Origin of the sequence: Spongiactinospora rosea, assembly GCF_003315795.1 — a bacterium.
Taxonomy (GTDB): Bacteria; Actinomycetota; Actinomycetes; order Streptosporangiales; family Streptosporangiaceae; genus Spongiactinospora; species Spongiactinospora rosea.
The window spans coordinates 631,546-649,066 of sequence record NZ_QMEY01000003.1 but is presented as its reverse complement, the minus strand read 5'-3'; the positions used below and the strand labels follow the sequence as shown (position 1 = coordinate 649,066).

11 protein-coding genes are annotated in these 17,521 nt (G+C 70.3%); 5 read left to right on the top strand and 6 right to left on the bottom strand.

Features of this window, described 5'->3' with window-relative positions; translation table 11 throughout:
- Positions 1 to 61: 61 nt before the first annotated feature.
- Together DP939_RS11525 and DP939_RS11520 are read left to right on the top strand one after the other, a co-directional pair.
- The gene (locus DP939_RS11525) at positions 62 to 2,482 is read left to right on the top strand and encodes a PEP/pyruvate-binding domain-containing protein (RefSeq protein ID WP_113980602.1); all 2,421 of its coding nucleotides are present in this window, start codon (positions 62 to 64) and stop codon (positions 2,480 to 2,482) included.
- A 9-nt stretch (positions 2,483 to 2,491) separates the two neighbouring features.
- On the top strand, positions 2,492 to 3,091 hold the full coding sequence (locus DP939_RS11520; RefSeq protein ID WP_113980601.1) for a TetR/AcrR family transcriptional regulator: 600 nt from the start codon (positions 2,492 to 2,494) through the stop codon (positions 3,089 to 3,091).
- A 654-nt stretch (positions 3,092 to 3,745) separates the two neighbouring features.
- Here the strand turns inward: DP939_RS11520 and uvrB are convergent.
- Complete coding sequence (gene uvrB, locus DP939_RS11515) at positions 3,746 to 5,851, bottom strand: excinuclease ABC subunit UvrB (RefSeq protein ID WP_113980600.1); 2,106 nt, start codon at positions 5,849 to 5,851, stop codon at positions 3,746 to 3,748.
- A 273-nt stretch (positions 5,852 to 6,124) separates the two neighbouring features.
- On the opposite strand from uvrB, the gene DP939_RS11510 reads away from it, so the two are divergent.
- From DP939_RS11510 to DP939_RS11500, 3 genes are all read left to right on the top strand, one after another.
- Complete coding sequence (locus DP939_RS11510) at positions 6,125 to 7,780, top strand: SPFH domain-containing protein (RefSeq protein ID WP_113980599.1); 1,656 nt, start codon at positions 6,125 to 6,127, stop codon at positions 7,778 to 7,780.
- Positions 7,777 to 9,045, top strand: coding sequence for an SPFH domain-containing protein (locus tag DP939_RS11505; RefSeq protein WP_113980598.1), 1,269 nt, complete (start codon positions 7,777 to 7,779; stop codon positions 9,043 to 9,045). The genes DP939_RS11510 and DP939_RS11505 overlap by 4 nt, the downstream gene beginning before the upstream one ends.
- A gap of 70 nt (positions 9,046 to 9,115) precedes the next feature.
- A complete protein-coding gene (locus DP939_RS11500; RefSeq protein ID WP_113980597.1) occupies positions 9,116 to 9,889 on the top strand; it encodes a sporulation protein in 774 nt (257 codons plus the stop codon).
- A 77-nt stretch (positions 9,890 to 9,966) separates the two neighbouring features.
- Here the strand turns inward: DP939_RS11500 and coaE are convergent, their stop codons facing one another.
- From coaE to polA, 5 genes are all read right to left on the bottom strand, one after another.
- Positions 9,967 to 10,566 carry a dephospho-CoA kinase gene (gene coaE, locus DP939_RS11495; protein WP_113980596.1) on the bottom strand — a complete coding sequence of 200 codons (600 nt, stop codon included), beginning with the start codon at positions 10,564 to 10,566 and terminating at the stop codon, positions 9,967 to 9,969.
- Positions 10,566 to 11,054 carry a GNAT family N-acetyltransferase gene (locus DP939_RS11490; protein WP_113980748.1) on the bottom strand — a complete coding sequence of 163 codons (489 nt, stop codon included), beginning with the start codon at positions 11,052 to 11,054 and terminating at the stop codon, positions 10,566 to 10,568. The genes coaE and DP939_RS11490 overlap by 1 nt, the downstream gene beginning before the upstream one ends.
- Before the next feature lie 124 nt (positions 11,055 to 11,178).
- On the bottom strand, positions 11,179 to 12,675 hold the full coding sequence (gene rpsA, locus DP939_RS11485; protein WP_113980595.1) for a 30S ribosomal protein S1: 1,497 nt from the start codon (positions 12,673 to 12,675) through the stop codon (positions 11,179 to 11,181).
- A 225-nt stretch (positions 12,676 to 12,900) separates the two neighbouring features.
- On the bottom strand, positions 12,901 to 14,028 hold the full coding sequence (locus DP939_RS11480) for a polysaccharide deacetylase family protein (protein WP_225878168.1): 1,128 nt from the start codon (positions 14,026 to 14,028) through the stop codon (positions 12,901 to 12,903).
- Positions 14,029 to 14,112: 84 nt separating this feature from the next.
- A complete protein-coding gene (gene polA, locus DP939_RS11475) occupies positions 14,113 to 16,821 on the bottom strand; it encodes a DNA polymerase I (protein WP_404828584.1) in 2,709 nt (902 codons plus the stop codon).
- Positions 16,822 to 17,521: the final 700 nt, after the last annotated feature.

The following is a 17,521-nucleotide window of genomic DNA, read 5'->3' as shown; positions in this document are numbered from 1 at the left end:
AATGGGCGACGGCTATCGTCGCTAGAGAACGGTTCGTTCTCTAGTTGGTCTAGGAGACCCGATGGCACTCGTCGCGCCGCTCGGCGCTTTCGGCCGCGCCGACATCGCCCTCGCCGGGGGCAAGGGGGCCAATCTCGGCGAGCTGATCAGGGCGGGCTTCCCGGTGCCGGGCGGCTTCGTGGTCACCACCGAGGCGTACGCGGCGGTCGCGCCCGGCACGAGCGGCCTGGACGGCGCGGCGCTGCGCGCCCGGTTCGAGTCGCTGACCGTACCTGACGACCTGCGCGCCCAGATCGCCCGCGCCTACGCCGACGCGGGCCGCCCGCCGGTCGCCGTGCGCTCCAGCGCGACCGCCGAAGACCTGCCGGGCGCGGCCTTCGCGGGCCAGCAGGACACCTACCTCAACGTCATCGGCGAGACGGCCCTGATCGACGCGGTGCGCCGGTGCTGGGCGTCGCTGTGGACCGACCGTGCCATCGCCTACCGCGACAGGCGCGGCATCGCGCACGACGAGGTGCGCATCGCCGTCGTCGTGCAGCGGATGATCGACGCCGAGCTGGCCGGGGTGATGTTCACCGCCGACCCGGTGACCGGGCGGCGCGACCGCACGGTGATCGACGCGAGCGGCGGCCTGGGCGAGGCCGTGGTCTCCGGCCTCGTCACCCCCGACCACTACGTGCTCGACCCCCGGGGCAGGCTTCACGAGTTCGCCGCCGGGCGGCGTGAGGTGGTCGTGCGCAGTACGGCGGGCGGCGGTGTCGCCCACTCCTCCGGCGAGTCCGCGGCCCCGGCGGAACGGCTGCCGCGTGCCGCCCTGGCCGAGCTCGCCCGGCTGGGCGCACGCGCGGCCCGTCACTTCGGCACGCCCCAGGACATCGAATGGGCCTACGCGGACGGCCGGTTGTCCCTGCTCCAGGCCCGGCCGATGACCGCGCTGCCCCCGCCGCCGATCCGCCTGGGCCCGGCAGGGCGGCGGCTCGCCGCCACCCTGCTGGAGATGCTGCCCGTGCGGCCGTACCCGATCGACATGACCACCTGGATCCCGCACGGCCCCGCGGGGCTCATGGCCAGGCTGACCGAGTACTTCGGCGTGCGGGGGGCGTTCGAGGGGTTCCTCGTGGAGGAGGACGGGGTGGTCACCCGGCTCGCCCCGAGCACCCCACGGCCGACCATCGGGGTGCTGCGCGCGCCGTACCGGCTGTTCTCGCTGGCCAGACGGTACGACCCCGCCCGCTGGACGGAGGACCCGCGGTTCGCGGCGTGGCGGTCCAGCGCCGACCGGCTGGCAGCGGAAGACCTGGCGGCGATGCCGTGGGCGCGGCTCATCCGCGTGCCCCGGCAGGCACTCGACCTGGTCAGGCCACTGCTCGGCATGCGGACCTCCTACCTGCCGGGGGTGGGCCGGTCCTTGGTCCGGCTGCTGCTGACGCTGGCCGGGCTGCGGCGCCGGAAGATGTTCGGTGACCTGGTACTCGGCGCGGACACCCGGACCGCCGCCGCCAACCGCGCCCTCGCGGCCCTCGCGGAGCCGGTCCGCGCCGACGCCGGGCTGCGCGACGCGGTGGAGGCGGCCGATCTGGACCGGCTCAAGGGGTATGACGCCTTCTGGGCGGACTTCACCGACTTTCTCCGCGAGTACGGGCACCGCGAGACCGCCTCCCCGATCCTGGTCACGCCGCCCACCTGGGGCGAGGTCCCGGAGGTCGTACTCGGCCTGATCAAGGTGCTCGCCGCCGATCCGCCCGCCGCGACCGACAGGGCCGGAGAGGCACTGGCGCGGCTCCTGGACCACCCGAGGCTGCGGCGCGACCCCGGGCGGCGTGAGCGGGTGCTGCGGCAGGTGCTGGCCGCGCGGGCGGGGATGGCCTTCCGCGAGGACACCCACTTCTACTTCACCAAGCCGCTGCCGGTGCTGCGCCGGGCGCTGCTGGAGATCGGGCGGCGGCTGTGCGAGGTGGGGGTGCTCGACGACGCCGAGGAGGTCTTCCACCTGCGTCTTGAGGAGCTGGAGGAGATCGCGGACCCACAGGTCTTGAAAGGGGCGGCGGGGGGTCGGCTGCGCTCCGCCGTACGGGCCAGGGCGGCGCGGCGGGCGGAACTGGCGGGCGTGCCGCTCCTCGACCCGGCCCTGATCCATCCCCCGCGCGACCACGGCGACGCCCTCGTGTCCGGGACGCCCGCGGGCGGGGGCAGCGCGACGGGTCCGGTCCGGATCGTACGCGAGCCCGCCGAGTTCGGCAGGCTGGCGGGCGGCGATGTCCTGGTCTGTCCTTACACCAACCCGTCGTGGACCCCGCTGTTCCAGCGCGCGGCGGCCGTCGTGGTCGATTCGGGCAGCGCCGCCTCGCACGCGGCGATCGTGGCCCGCGAGTACGGCATACCGGCCGTCATGGGCACCGGGCGCGGCACCGCCGTGCTCAAGGACGGCCAGTTGGTCACCGTGGACGGCCGGACGGGCCGCGTCACCGCTGCCGCTCCATAGGATCTGCTCATGGCCGCCGACCATCGCCGACTCCCCCGCCGCCGCGGCGACGCGCTGAACACCGCGATCTTCCAGGCGACGCTGGAGGAGCTGGCCGAGGTCGGGTACGCCAAAATGACCATGGAGCGGATCGCCGAACGCGCCAAGACCGGCAAGGCCTCCCTCTACCGGCGCTGGTCGAGCCGGATGGAGCTGATCGTCGAGGCCGTCCATCGCCTGATGCCGGACCACGGCCTGCCCCCGGACACCGGCTCCCTGCGCGGCGACCTGCTTGCGGTGCTGCGCGGCACCGCCGACCTGCTGGCGGGACCGGGCGGCGAGATAGTCCGCGGCCTGCTCAGCGACGCCCTGCGCGACCAGGCCCGCCTCGAAGAACTCCGCGGCCACTCCCTCGGCCTGGGCCGCAAGGCCATGCGCGAAATCGCCCTCCGCGCGGTCCAGCGCGGCGAGATCCCGGCCTCAGCCGTCACCCAACGCCGCATCGAAACCGGCCAGGCCCTGCTACGCAGCCACTTCCTCTTCTACGGCGTCCCCATAACAGACGAAGTGATCACCGAGATCGTCGACGAAGTGATGATCCCCCTGCTCAGCCACCCCCTGGAGCCCTAGTCCCCCAGCCCCACAAGGCGAACACCGACCCCACCAACCGAGCCCAATGGGCCAGGGCGATGGCCACCGTACAGGCGAGTACGCCGAAGTACGTCGGAGCGAGGATCACCACTCCCCGCCCGCCACGACTCAGGCTCAATGCCCCGCCACGTGGGCCACCGCCGATCGTGGGCGGCGGCCACGGTACGGGCCGGTGCGCCGGAGTACGGCGGGGCGAAGATCGGCCCCCTCCGTCCGCCCGCCACGACTCAGGCTCAATGCCCCGCCACGTGGGCCACCGCCGATCGTGGGCGGCGGCCACGGTACGGGCCGGTGCGCCGGAGTACGGCGGGGCGAAGATCGGCCCCCTCCGTCCGCCCGCCACGACTCAGGCTCAATGACAGGCAACGCAGCAGCCGTTCCCCTCAAAACCAGACCCGGCACACGAAAGCAACCGCGCCCGAGCAACGAACCGCCCACCGAACCGAAACATCCCACCGGCCGACGCCGCCGGACCGACTGCTCGGATGACCAGACTCGTACGCCGAAGTTCGACACCCTCCGTCCGCCGATCACCGGCCACGACGATGAGCGGGCAAGGCAGCAGGCGTTCCCCGCAACGAGCCGACCGCCGGGGGCGCCGGTCGGCGCATTGGAGTTCGGGTGAAGGAAGGGTCAGGAGACGCCGGCCTCCTGCATGTCGCGGACCTCGCGTTTGAGCTCCTTGATCTCGTCGCGGAGGCGGGCGGCGACCTCGAACTGGAGGTCGGCGGCGGCCTGGTGCATCTGGTCGGTCAGGGACTCGATCAGCGACTCCAGCTGTGCGCGGGGCATCTCGCCGGCGATGGCCTTGGCGTGCTGGCCGGCCTGGCGGGACAGGCCCGGGACGGGGGCCTTGCCGCGGCTTTGCCGGCGGCCGCCGCCGAGGAGCTGGTCGGTGTCGGCGTCTTCGCGGGTGAGCTGGTCGAGGATGTCGGCGATCTTCTTGCGCAGCGGCTGCGGGTCGATGCCGTTGGCGGTGTTGTAGGCGACCTGCTTCTCCCGGCGGCGGTTGGTCTCCTCGATCGCGCGCTGCATCGAGGGGGTCACCGTGTCGGCGTACATGTGGACCTGGCCGGAGACGTTTCTGGCCGCCCGGCCGATGGTCTGGATCAGCGAGGTCTCCGAGCGCAGGAAGCCCTCCTTGTCGGCGTCGAGGATGCAGACCAGCGACACCTCGGGCAGGTCGAGGCCCTCGCGCAGCAGGTTGATGCCCACCAGCACGTCGAACTCGCCGAGCCGCAGCTCGCGCAGCAGCTCCACCCGGCGCAGCGTGTCGACCTCGCTGTGCAGGTAGCGGACCCGGATGCCCAGCTCAAGCAGGTAGTCGGTGAGGTCTTCGGCCATCTTCTTGGTGAGCGTGGTGACCAGGACGCGCTCGTCGCGGTCGGCGCGCTCGCGGATCTCGTGGACCAGGTCGTCGATCTGCCCCTTGGTGGGCTTGACGACGACCTCGGGGTCGATCAGGCCGGTGGGGCGGATCACCTGCTCCACGACGTCGCCCTTGACCCGGCCCAGCTCGTAGGAGCCGGGGGTGGCCGACAGGTAGATCGTCTGGCCGATGCGGTCGAGGAACTCCTCCCACTTCAGCGGCCGGTTGTCCAGCGCCGAGGGGAGCCGGAAGCCGTGGTCGACCAGGGTGCGCTTGCGGGAGGCGTCGCCTTCGTACATCGCGCCGACCTGCGGGACGGTCTGGTGGGACTCGTCCAGGACCAGCATGAAGTCTTCGGGGAAGTAGTCGAGCAGGGTGTTGGGCGCCGACCCGGCCTCGCGGCCGTCGATGTGGCGCGAGTAGTTCTCGATGCCGGCGCAGGTGCCGATCTGGCGCATCATCTCGATGTCGTAGGTCGTGCGCATGCGCAGCCGCTGGGCCTCCAGCAGCTTGCCCTGCTGCTCGAACTGCTCAAGGCGGACCGCCAGCTCCCGCTCGATGCCGGCGATCGCCCGCTCCATCCGCTCCGGGCCCGCCACGTAGTGGGAGGCCGGGAAGATGTACAGCTCGGCGTCCTCGGTGATCACCTCGCCGGTGAGCGGGTGCAGGGTGGCCAGCTTCTCGATCTCGTCGCCGAACATCTCGATGCGGACGGCCAGCTCTTCGTACTGGGGGATGATCTCGATGGTGTCGCCGCGCACGCGGAAGGTGCCCCGGGTGAAGGCCAGGTCGTTTCGGGCGTACTGCATGTCGACCAGGCGGCGCAGCAGCCGGTCGCGCTCGATCTCCTGGCCGACCTTGAGCCGGAGCATCCGATCGACGTATTCCTGCGGGGTGCCCAGGCCGTAGATGCAGGAGACGGAGGCGACCACGACGGTGTCGCGGCGGGTGAGCAGCGAGTTGGTCGCCGAGTGGCGCAGCCGCTCGACCTCCTCGTTGATCGAGGAGTCCTTCTCGATGTAGGTGTCGCTCTGCGGGACGTACGCCTCGGGCTGGTAGTAGTCGTAGTAGGAGACGAAGTATTCGACGGCGTTGCCCGGCATCATCTCGCGCAGCTCGTTGGCGAACTGCGCGGCCAGGGTCTTGTTGGGCTGCATCACCAGGGTGGGCCGCTGCACGCGCTCGATCAGCCACGCGATGGAGGCGGTCTTGCCGGTGCCGGTCGCGCCCAGGAGCACGCTGTCCTTCTCCCCGCCGGTGATCCGGGCCGTGAGCTCGGAGATCGCCTGGGGCTGGTCACCGGACGGCGTCATTTCGGTGACGACCTTGAACGGCGCCACACTGCGCTGCAGATCTGTAACTGGCCTCACGCACTCCACTGTAGGCGGCCCCACCGACAGAAACGGCCCGCCTCCCGATCGCCGCCGGGAGCGCCGTGGCGGCCCCCGTCACCTCGGGTGACCTGCGTTCATCACACAGACGCAGCATCGGTGACAACGATCAATCCGATGTCAAGCCGATCGCAAGCGTCGTTCTCTTAACTGTCCGGCAGCAACGGTGTGTCTATCACTACATGCCGTGATATATCCGGAACTCCACATAGTTCTGCGCTCACCGCGCGTGACAACCCGGAGGTGTGATGGATGGCCCGTCCACGACAGGCGGTCATCGACAAGGCGAGGGGCGTTGCCCAGCGAGTCGCCGAGGGTGGTGATCTGCGCGGCGCGGTCGGGCAGGCCATCGACGAACTCGCCGGGCAGCTACCCGGCGACAGGGGAGCAGGTTTCCACCTGAACCCGGACGACTTCCTCGCCGCCCGTGACCACGCAGGCTCGCTCGGCACGCTGATCGAGGCGAGGTCGGCGTCGCTGAACGAGGCGAGCGAGATCGTCAACCGCAGCTTCGCCGGCAAGGGCCCGAACGGCGAGCCCGCGCACGTCATCTCGCCGGTGATCATGCCGAAGTCCGGGACCGCCAAGGCGATCATCCCGCTGGTGGCGCTCGCCGGGCTCGGCCTGGTCGGGCTGGTGGTCAGCGGCCTGCCCATCGGGACGGCGGTGCTGTTCGGCCCGCACTACTGGGCGGTGCTGGTACTGGCCGCCGCGTTCCTGTGGTGGCGCAGGAGCGTGGTCATGGTGCCGGAGGGGTGCCGCGCGCTCATCACCAAGTTCGGCAAGCTGGTCCAGATCGCCGAACCGGGCCGGGTGACGCTGTTCAACCCGTGGAAGCGGGTCAGCTACATCGTCAACACCACGCGTGAGTACCCGTTCAACGCCCCCATCCGCGAGGCCCCGACCCAGCAGGGCGTCAAGGCCAGCGTGGACCTGTTCCTGCAGTTCCGGATCGAGGACCCGGCCGAGTTCATCTTCGTGCTCGGCTCGGTGACCGGCTTCCAGGCCAAGCTCCAGAACGCGATCAGCGAGGTCACCCGCAGCCTGATCTACGCCCAGCGCGCCGAGGACATCTACGACCTCGTCGGGGAGAGCACCGTCGGCATGCTGGACAACCTGAACCAGCAGTTCCTGCCCGCCGTACGGCTGACGGACGTGAACATCACCCACGCCGAGCCGTCCAGCCAGGAGTACCGGATGGACCTGGCCGCCCCCGAGATGGTCAGGGTGGCCAAGGAGGCCTACACCTACGAGTACGAGCTGCAGCTCCGCAAGGAGCAGAACGAGGGCGACCTGACCAAGGAGCTGGCCGGTCTGCAGGAGACGCTGTCGGCCATCCACGCGGAGATCGCCGGGTACCAGGCGCAGATGGACACCGCGTTGGAACGTGCCTCCCACCAGGCCAAGGCGCAGGCGCGGCAGCGCCTGGTGGAGGCCGAGAGCACCGCGAACGCCAACGCCGCGCTGCTGGAGGCCCAGGCCCTGGACATCCGGGCACTCTCGGCGGCCGAGGCCCCCGAGATCCTGGACTACCGCTTCCAGACCGACCTGCTGGACAAGCTGGAGGGCGTGGCCGCCCGGCTGCCCCAGGTGATCCAGGTGGGCGACGGCGCCGACATCGACTTCCTGGCACTGGCCAGGCAGCTGGTCGGCGGCAAGGACGCGACGCTGTTCTCCGGTGAGGACATGGCCGCGATCCGCGCCCGGCTGGGCGAGATCGGGCAGCGGGTCGCGGAGCGGGAGTCCGAGATCGCCGCGCTGCTCGCGGCGGGGGCCCCCGCCGTACACGCCGAGCCCGCGCAGGCCCCCGCGCCGCCCCCCGCGCCCGAGCCCACCGGACGGCACGCGATCAGCGCGCAGCCCGCGCCCCGCGAGGAGCCGCCCTTCACTCCTGGGGAGACCCGATGAACCGCGACTTCTCCAAGATCAAGGAATCGCTGGCCTCCTGGTCGGAGATCCGCCAGCTGCTGCGCGGCGGTGAGCAGGGCCAGCTCGTCCCCGTCGTGATCCCCAAGGACCGGCGCGGGTTCTCGTGGATGACCCTGATGTTCCTGGCCGTCTACCTGGCCGGTACGGCGGTGCTGGCCGACTACGCCATCGTCGGCCTGCTCGCCTGGATCGGCGCCGCGTTCTTCCTGGTCACCGGCCTCATCTGGATGTGGCGGCGGGCGATCATCGAGATCGAGCAGGGCACCACCGGCGTGCGCAGCAGGTGGGGCGCGATCACCGGCACGCTCGACCCCGGCCGCCACTACCTGTGGCTGCCCTGGGACCGGGTCGAGGCGGTCGTGGACACCTCCACCGAGATCCCCTACACCGCGCCCATCGCCGCCTGCCCAACGGCCGAGAACGTGCCGCTGAAGGCCATCGAGTTCTTCCTGAAGTTCCGGATCGTGGACCCGGTCGCCTTCGTCCGCACGATCGGCGCGGGCAACTTCGACCTCGTGCTGTCCAGCGCCGTCCAGGACGCCATCCGCCAGCGCAGCCGCAGGGTCAACACCGAGCGCGCGTACGACCTGCGCGGCTCGGACGTCAACGACATGCAGGAGGCGCTGAACCGCCAGCTCGGCCGGTACGGCGTGCGGGTGATGGGCTGCAACATCCCCGACGTGCAGCTCCCCGACCAGTACCAGCAGCACCTGTCCACCCGCGAGAAGGTCGCCAAGGAGCTGTCGGCCTACGAGCGGGAGTGGGAGCTGACCAGGAAGCGCCGCATCGACACGCTGCTGATGGAGATCGAGCGGGCCAAGAAGACCCGCGACGCGCGGATCGTCGAGGTCAAGGCCGCCCACAACACCGCGCGCAAGGACGTGGCGCGGATGCTGGAGGAGCACGAGACCGAGGCGCAGCGGGTCCGGTGGGAGATCGAGGCGCGCGGCCGGGCCGAGCTGACCTCCGCCGAGAACGAGGCCAAGGCGCAGCGCCGGCTGGCTGAGTCCTACCGCGACAACCGCGCGGTGCTGCAGTACGAGCTGGCCAGGCGCCGCCTGGAGGTGGGCGCCAAGCTGGCCGAGAGCGCGCCGCAGCCGCTCGTGGTCAGGACCGCGACCGGCTCGGGCGAATCGTCCGCGCTGTCCACGCTGCTGCTGGCGCAGATGCTCCCCAAGATCACGGGAGGGAACGGCCACCTGCCGCCGCCCGTTGTACAACCGCCGCCCCCCAGGTCCGCCTGACCTGGACCGGCGGATCCGCCCCGAACCTGACAACCCCCTGCTGAGTCACTTCATACCTGGAGACGTCCCGATGGTGTTCCGCAAACTGATGGCCGCGTTCGGCGCGGGTGTCGAGGTAGACACGGTCCTGCACGACTCGAACGTCCGTCCCGGCGACATCCTCCGCGGGGAGGTCAACTTCCGCGGCGGCTCCGCCGACCAGCGGATCGACGGGATCTTCATCGACTTCACCGCGAAGGTCGAGGTCGAGAGCGGCGACAACGAGTACAACGCCACCTACAGCTTCCTGCACCAGGCGGTGGCGGGGCCGTCGGAGCTGCCCGCGGGCAACGCGAGGTCGGTGCCGTTCGAGATCCAGGTGCCGTGGGAGACGCCGATCAGCGCCATCGGCGGGCATCCGCTGCGCGGCATGCGCCTGGGCGTCGCCACCGAGCTGTCCCTGGCGGGGGCGCTGGACAAGGGCGACCTCGACCCGCTGTTCATCAACCCGCTGCCGGCGCAGGAGTACCTGATCGGCGCCCTGAGCCGGATGGGGTTCGGGTTCAAGAAGGCCGACCTGGAACGCGGCACGCTGCGCGGCTCCAGCATGCCGTTCTTCCAGGAGATCGAGTACTACGCGGGGCACGAGTGGCGGCGCCACTTCAACGAGCTGGAGCTGACGTTCATCGCGGGGCCGCAGGCGATGGACGTGATCTTGGAGGCCGACAACCGCGGCGGGTTCCTGTCGGCGGGCGGTGACACCTACAGCAGGTTCACCGTCGGCTACGGCGACAACCCGGCGGGGGTGGAGCAGACCCTGCAGAACGCGCTGCAGAACATGGCCCGCCGCCGCGGCTGGTTCTGACCTGACGAGAAGAGGGCCCGGCGCACGCCCGTACGCCGGGCCCTCTCAGCGTCCGGCCCTCTCAGCGTCCGGCCCTCTCAGCGTCCGGCCTGGCGGCGCAGCGCCGCCCAGACATCCCCCGTGCGGGCCTCCAGATCGGCCACAGAGCCCTCGTTGGGCACGATGTGGTCCGCTACCGCCAACCGGGCCTCCCGGGACGCCTGAGCGGCGATACGGGCCTTGGCGTCGGCCTCGCTCATGCCGCGGGTGCGGACCAGCCGCTCCAGCCTGATCTCCTCGGAGGCGTCCACCACGATCACCGAGTCGTACTGCGAGGCGAGGTCGTTCTCCACGAGCAGCGGCACGTCGTAGACCACGATCGCGTCGGCGGGGGCGGCGGCCTGCAACTCGGCGACCCGCGTGCCGACCAGCGGGTGGACGATGCCGTTGAGCGTGGCGAGCTTGGCGGAGTCGGCGAACACGATCGACCCGAGCCTGGCGCGGTCCAGCGCCCCGTCCTTCGTCAGCACCTCCTCGCCGAAGGCGGCCACGACGCGGGCCAGCCCCTCGGTGCCGGGTTCGACGACCTCCCTGGCGACCTGGTCGGCGTCGATGACGACCGCGCCCTGGCGGGCCAGCATCCGCGCGACCTCGGACTTGCCCGAGCCGATCCCCCCGGTGAGTCCGACCTTCAGCATCAGGACCGCCCCTCTCCGGCCGGCTCGGCCCGGCGGCGCATGTGGACGAGCGTCAGATGGTCATGGACCCGTTCCCTGCCGGTCTCCCGGTAGCCGTGCCGCCGGTACAGGCGCAGGCTCGTCTCCGACAGATGGCCGGTGAACAGGTCGAACGCGGCGATCTCCGCCGCCTCGGCGGCCCGTTCGTGCAGTGCGCCGAGCAGCCCGCCGCCGATGCCCCGGCCCTGCATGTCCGGCACCACCACCAGGCGGCCGACCAGGCAGGTGGTCCCGGAGAGCAGGCCGCGCACCGAGCCGACGATCCGGGAGCCCGCCGACGCCTTCAGCATCAGCCCGGCGTCCGCTGCGTGGCGGATCTGCTGCACCGACTCCACCAGCGGCGGGATGAACGGGTCGCCGTAGAGCTGGGCCTCGGTCACGTAGGCGGCGCGCTGGACGGTCAGGATCTCCCCCGCGTCGTCCGGCCCGGCCCTCTCGATCCGTGTCACGGCGACCACCCTACTGACCCCGCGAGCGGCCGGAGAACGCCGGAGAAACACGAAACCCCGCCACGGGGGCGGGGTCCGGTGGGGCCGGTGGCCCCGGCCGGGAAGGCCGGGGCGAACCGGTGTGTCAGCTCTGGCCGCCGGCCAGCTTCTCGCGCAGCGCCGCGAGGGCCTCGTCGGAGGCGAGTGCGCCGCCGGTGCCGCCGCCCTGGGCAGGGGCGCCGCCGGTGGAACCACCCTGAGGCTCGCCGGAGTAGGAGGTCTGGGCGCCCTCTCCGCCGGCCTCGGCCTCGGCCTTGCGGGCCTCCTCGACCTGCTTCTTGTGGGCCTCGAAGCGCGTCTGGGCCTCGGCGTACTGCCGCTCCCACTCCTCACGCTGCTTCTCGAAGCCTTCCAGCCACTCGCCGGTCTCGGGGTCGAAGCCCTCGGGGTAGATGTAGTTGCCCTGGTCGTCGTAGGTCGCCGCCATGCCGTACAGCGTGGGGTCGAACTCCACGTCCGCGCCGATCGCGCCCTCGTTGGCCTGCTTGAGGGACAGCGAGATGCGCCGCCGGTCGAGGTCGATGTCGATGATCTTCACGAAGATCTCGTCGCCGACCTGGACGACCTGCTCCGGGATCTCCACGTGGCGCTCGGCCAACTCGGAGATGTGGACCAGGCCCTCGATGCCCTCCTCGACCCGGACGAACGCGCCGAACGGCACCAGCTTGGTGACCCGGCCGGGGACGACCTGGCCGATCTGGTGGGTGCGGGCGAACTGCTGCCAGGGGTCTTCCTGGGTGGCCTTGAGCGAGAGGGAGACCCGCTCGCGCTCCATGTCCACGTCGAGCACCTCGACGGTGACCTCCTGGCCCACCTCGACGACCTCGGACGGGTGGTCGATGTGCTTCCAGGACAGCTCGGAGACGTGCACCAGACCGTCCACGCCGCCGAGGTCGACGAACGCGCCGAAGTTGACGATCGAGGACACGACGCCCTTGCGGACCTGGCCCTTCTGGAGGGTGTTGAGGAACGTCTGGCGAACCTCGGACTGGGTCTGCTCCAGCCAGGCGCGGCGGGAGAGGACCACGTTGTTGCGGTTCTTGTCCAGCTCGATGATCTTGGCTTCGAGCTCACGGCCGACGTACGGCTGCAGGTCGCGGACCCGGCGCATCTCGACCAGGGACGCCGGCAGGAAGCCGCGCAGCCCGATGTCGAGGATGAGGCCGCCCTTGACGACCTCGATGACGGTGCCCGTGACGATGCCGTCCTCGTCCTTGATCTTCTCGATCGTGCCCCAGGCGCGCTCGTACTGGGCGCGCTTCTTGGACAGGATCAGGCGGCCCTCCTTGTCCTCCTTCTGGAGAACAAGGGCTTCAACGTGCTCGCCTACCTCGACGACCTCGGCCGGATCGACATCGTGCTTGATCGAGAGCTCACGGGAGGGGATGACTCCCTCGGTCTTGTAACCGATGTCGAGCAAGACCTCGTCTCGATCGACCTTGACAACGGTGCCCTCGACGATGTCACCGTCATTGAAGTACTTGATGGTCTCGTCGATCGCGGCGAGGAAGGCCTCTTCGGAACCGATGTCGTTGACCGCTACCTGCGGGGTGCTCGAGGTGGCCTCAGTGCTGCTCGTCATGTGTGGAATTGCTCCGAACGCGGACAGATGTCGATGTGTGGCTAGCGCGCGGCAGGCCCTCACTTCAACCCGAGGAATCGTTGATCGACATCGTCGAGCGCGAGCCCGCTCCGTCTGAGGCACGCGCGAGCCCACAGCGCAGCGATCAGCATATGAGACGTGAGCGGCCTGGTCAATCCCGGGAAGCGGACCCATCGGGGGCCGGATGCCCCCGCGTCACGCGGCCTAATAGGCGTTGACCTGCTGGCTCCCCTTGACCGCGATATTACCCTGAAGTTTCCGCGGGATGGATATCCGAGCGGGATCGCCGTCGGCGGTATACCGCTGATCAGGATGCTTGGCCAGCCAGTCGAGCCAGTACCTGGAGCACCAGCGGCGGCACTCGCCCCTTTTGCCGTTGCTCTGGATCCGCTGGATGGCCCCGCGGTCGAGCTTCTTGTGGTGCGGCGACAGCGAGGGCTCGGCCCCGGCCAGGAAGACGCCCTTGTAGTCGTACCTGGTGCCGTTCCACTTGCCGGTCTTGGAGGTCTTGCCGCGCGGGCGCGAGCCGAACGGCAGGGCGAACGTCTCCGAGTCGGTCACGCCGAGCTGGTGGAGCTGCCGCTCCCCCCTGGCGATCTGCTCGCGCGCCCGCTTCGGCGGGATGGCCCGGAGGTCGGGGTGGGACCAGGTGTGGTTGCCCACCTCGAAGCCGCGTTCGACCAGCCAGCGCACGGCCTGCTCCTGCCGCTTCCTGTCCTTCAGCCCGAACGGCCGGCTGTTGATCCAGAACGTCGCCACCGGCCGGAAGTCCGGGTACTTCTTGGCGACGTCGTAGATGATCGCGACCGCGGTGTCCTTGGCCGGCATCCCCCGCTCGTCCAGGGCGAAGTGGCTCTCGTGGCCGTCGTCGAAGGTCAGCACGACCGGATGCGCGCCCGCCGGGATGTTGATCTCGCCGCGCACGAACTCACGGGCGGTGACCGGGACGTAGCCCTCCTTGGCCAGCCGCACCAGCTCGGCGCGGATCGCCGCCGGGGTGCGGTCGATGGACGCGTACCGCTTGGCGATGATCCGGTGGTACATGATCACCGGAACCAGGCCCAGCTCGTTGGCCTTGACCCGGCGCGCCGACTCCGGCGTGGCGGTGACCGGCTCGGGCGGGCCCACCGACGGGAGCGCCTGAACCTGCGGCGGCACGGCCGGAGTCGTGGCCGGGGCGGCGGTCGGTCCGGTCTTCGGCCGTGGCTTGGTGACGGGGTGGCTCACCGGCGGATCTTGACCGGACATGGACTGAAGGGACAGCAGCGCCGCCGCGACGACGATGACATTGGCGATGGCGACCGCACGCGTGACGAATGCCGGACTGCGCACACCTCTCCAGGGCCGATCTCGGGGACGGACAGATCACCACACTAGGACCTATCCCCGAGATGCGCGCGAAACCGGATAAACCACTCAGTGCCCGGCGTCCTCCCATGTACGGCCGACGCCGATCGACACGTCCAGCGGGACGCGCAGCAGGTACGCCGAGCTCATCTGCTCGATGGCGACCTGCCGCACCCGCTCGGTCTCGCCGGGGGCCACCTCGAACACCAGCTCGTCGTGGACCTGCAGCAGCATCCGCGACCGCAGCCCCTCCTCCGCCAGCGCCCGGCGCACGTTGAGCATCGCGACCTTGATGATGTCGGCGGCCGACCCCTGGATCGGGGCGTTGAGCGCCATCCGCTCGGCCATCTCCCGCCGCTGCCGGTTGTCGCTGGTCAGGTCGGGGAGGTAGCGGCGGCGGCCCATGATGGTCTCGGTGTAGCCGTCGTTGCGGGCCTGCGCCACGATCGCGTGCAGGAAGTCGCGCACCCCGCCGAACTCCTGGAAGTATTCGTCCTTCAGCGCCCTGGCCTCGGCGACCGGGATGTTGAGCTGCCCGGACAGCCCGAAGTCGGACAGGCCGTAGGCCAGGCCGTAGTTCATCGCCTTGATCCGGGCCCGCAGCTCGCCGCCGACCTGCTCGGGCGGCAGGCCGAACACCCGCGCGGCGGTGGCCTGGTGGAAGTCGTGGCCGGACTCGAAGGCGGCGATCAGTGACTCGTCGCCGGACAGATGGGCCATGATCCGCAGCTCGATCTGGCTGTAGTCGGCGGTCAGCAGGGTCTCGTAGCCCTCACCGACGGTGAAGCCCTGCCGGATGCGCCGGCCCTCGGTGGTGCGGATCGGGATGTTCTGGAGGTTGGGCTTTTCCGAGCTGAGCCGGCCGGTGGCCGCGATGATCTGGTTGAAGGTGGTGTGGATGCGGCCGTCGTCGCCGATCTCCTTGATCAGGCCCTCGACCGTGACCCTGAGCTTGGTCTGGTCGCGGTGCCGCAGCATGATCGTCGGCAACTCGTGCTCGGTCTGCGTGGCCAGCCAGGCGAGCTGGTCGGCGTCGGTGCTGTAGCCGGTCTTGGTGCGCTTGGTCTTGGGCAGGCCCAGCTTGCCGAACAGGATCTCCTGGAGCTGCTTGGGCGAGCCCAGGTTGAACTGCTCGCCGACCACCCGGTGGGCCTCCTCCACCGCCTGCTTGACGGCGGCCCCGAACTGGGCCTCCTGGGCGGCGAAGTGCTCCCGGTCGGCGGCGATGCCCGCGCGCTCCATCTCGGCGAGGACCCTCACCAGCGGCAGCTCGACATCGCCCATCAGGTGGGTGCCGCCGCGCGAGGAGAGGAACTCCTCCAGGCCGTCGGCCAGCTCGCGCACCGCCTGGGCGCGCAGCGCGAGGTCGCGGGCCTCGGCGTCGTCGTTCTCCTCGCCCGCGGCGTCGAACAGCGTGCCCTGCCCGTCGGGGGCGGACTCGGCCCGCAGCTCCCGCGACAGGTAGCGCACGGCCAGGTCGTCGAGCTTGAAGTCACGCTGGCCCGGGGTCGCCAGGTAGGCCGCCAGCGCGGTGTCGCACGACAGCCCGCGCAGGTCGAGGCCCTGCGCCCACAGCGCGAGCATCGGGCCCTTGGCGTCGTGGACGGCCTTGGGCCTGGCCTCGTCGGCCAGCCACTCGCGCAGCGCCCGCTCGTCGCCCTCGGTGAGCGCGGCGGGGTCGACGTAGGCCGCGACGCCGCCCGGCGAGGCGATCGCCAGCGCGTCGATGCGGCCGGTGCCGCTGCCGTAGGCGCTGCGGAACTCCAGCCCGGCCCGGCCCTGCGGCATGTCGGCGAGCCAGCCGGCCAGCTCGTCGGGGCCGGGCACGGTCAGCTCGACCTCGAAGCCCGCCTCCGCCTCGGCGGCGCCCGAGGCGGGGCCGAGCGTGTTGAACAGCCGCTCGCGCAGCTCGCCGCGGATCTGCAGGGAGTCGAGGAGCTTGTGGATGCCGTCGCGGTCGAAGGTGCCCATGGTGAGGGCGGCGATGTCGGTCTCGACCGGCACGTCGCGGCGCAGCTCGGTGAGCCGCCGGTTGAGCAGCACCTGGTCGAGGTGGTCGCGCAGCTTCTCGCCGACCTTGCCCTTGACCTCGTCGACCCGGTCGACCAGCTCCTGCAGCGAGCCGTACTCGCGGATCCACTTGGCGGCGGTCTTCTCGCCGACCCCCGGGATGTTCTTCAGGTTGTCGCTGGTGTCGCCGCGGATCGCGGCGAAGTCGGGGTACTGGACCGGGGTCAGCTCGTACTTCTCGTAGACGGCCTCCGGCGTGAACCGGGTCATGTCGCTGATGCCGCGGCGGGTCATCAGCACGGTGATCCGGTCGTTGACGAGCTGGAGCGCGTCGCGGTCGCCGGTGACGATCAGCACGTCCATCTCCTGGCCCGCGGCCTGGGTGGCGAGCGTCGCGATCAGGTCGTCGGCCTCGTAACCGGCCTGGGACATGCGCGGCACGCCCAGCGTGTCGAGCATTTCGAAGATCAGGCTGACCTGGCCGCGGAAGTCTTCGGGCGTCTCGGTGCGGTTGGCCTTGTACTCGGCGTACTCGACATGCCTGAAGGTCGGCTCCGAGCGGTCGAAGCAGACCGCGATGTGGGTCGGCCGCTCATCGCGCAACGCGTTGACCAGCATGGAGGTGAACCCGTAGACCGCCTCGGTGTGCTGGCCGTCGGTCGTGACGAGGTTGGCCTCCTTGAGCGCGTAGAACGCCCGATAGGCCAGCGAATGCCCGTCGAGCAGCATCAGGCGTGGGGACGCGGGGGTCACTTCTGTCTTCGGCACACCACGCAGCCTAGTCGCCGCCTACGACAGAAAACCCGAGCTCGGCAGACTATGGGGCTCCCCTTGACACCGGTCCGCTCCCAGGTCGGGACGGCCGGCCCGCGGCGGTGGGCGGTGATGGGCCCGGGGCGCCTTTGGTGCCGTGAATGGGCTTCCCCGCCCCGCACGTTGTCTACTCGGCCACCCCGGGCTCGTTGGCCCCACGGTAGCGAGCCGACGGCTCCCGCGCAAAGGGAGACGTCAGAGGCTTTTGTGGTGATCCATGACGTTCGTAACGTTCGGGGCGGTAGTGACGATGGTGGCCTGAGGTGTCCCCCTCGGGGGCATGACCGAATTGGCGTAATTAGCCAAACCATAAGACGGCACTGTCGGACTTCATATCTTCAGTAAATATGCTCTGACCTGGTCGATTTTTCCTCACGCCGAAGAAACACCCTGGTCACCGATTGGTGACGAACGGCCCCTTACCGGGCGGCCCAGAGCTAAGCTCCGCCCACAGCATTGCACCTCATTCTTGCGATGTGGCGTGCCGGGATGGGGGCACAACCTCCACCACGACCTCATTAGGGAGCACCATTGCGCAGAGCCGTGATCGCGTTCACGGCGTTCCTTGGCGGACTCATCTTCCTGCTCACGTCCTCTACCGCTGCGGCGTGGGCAGAGGGCGAGGGCCTGAAGGGGACACTCAAACACCAGAGTC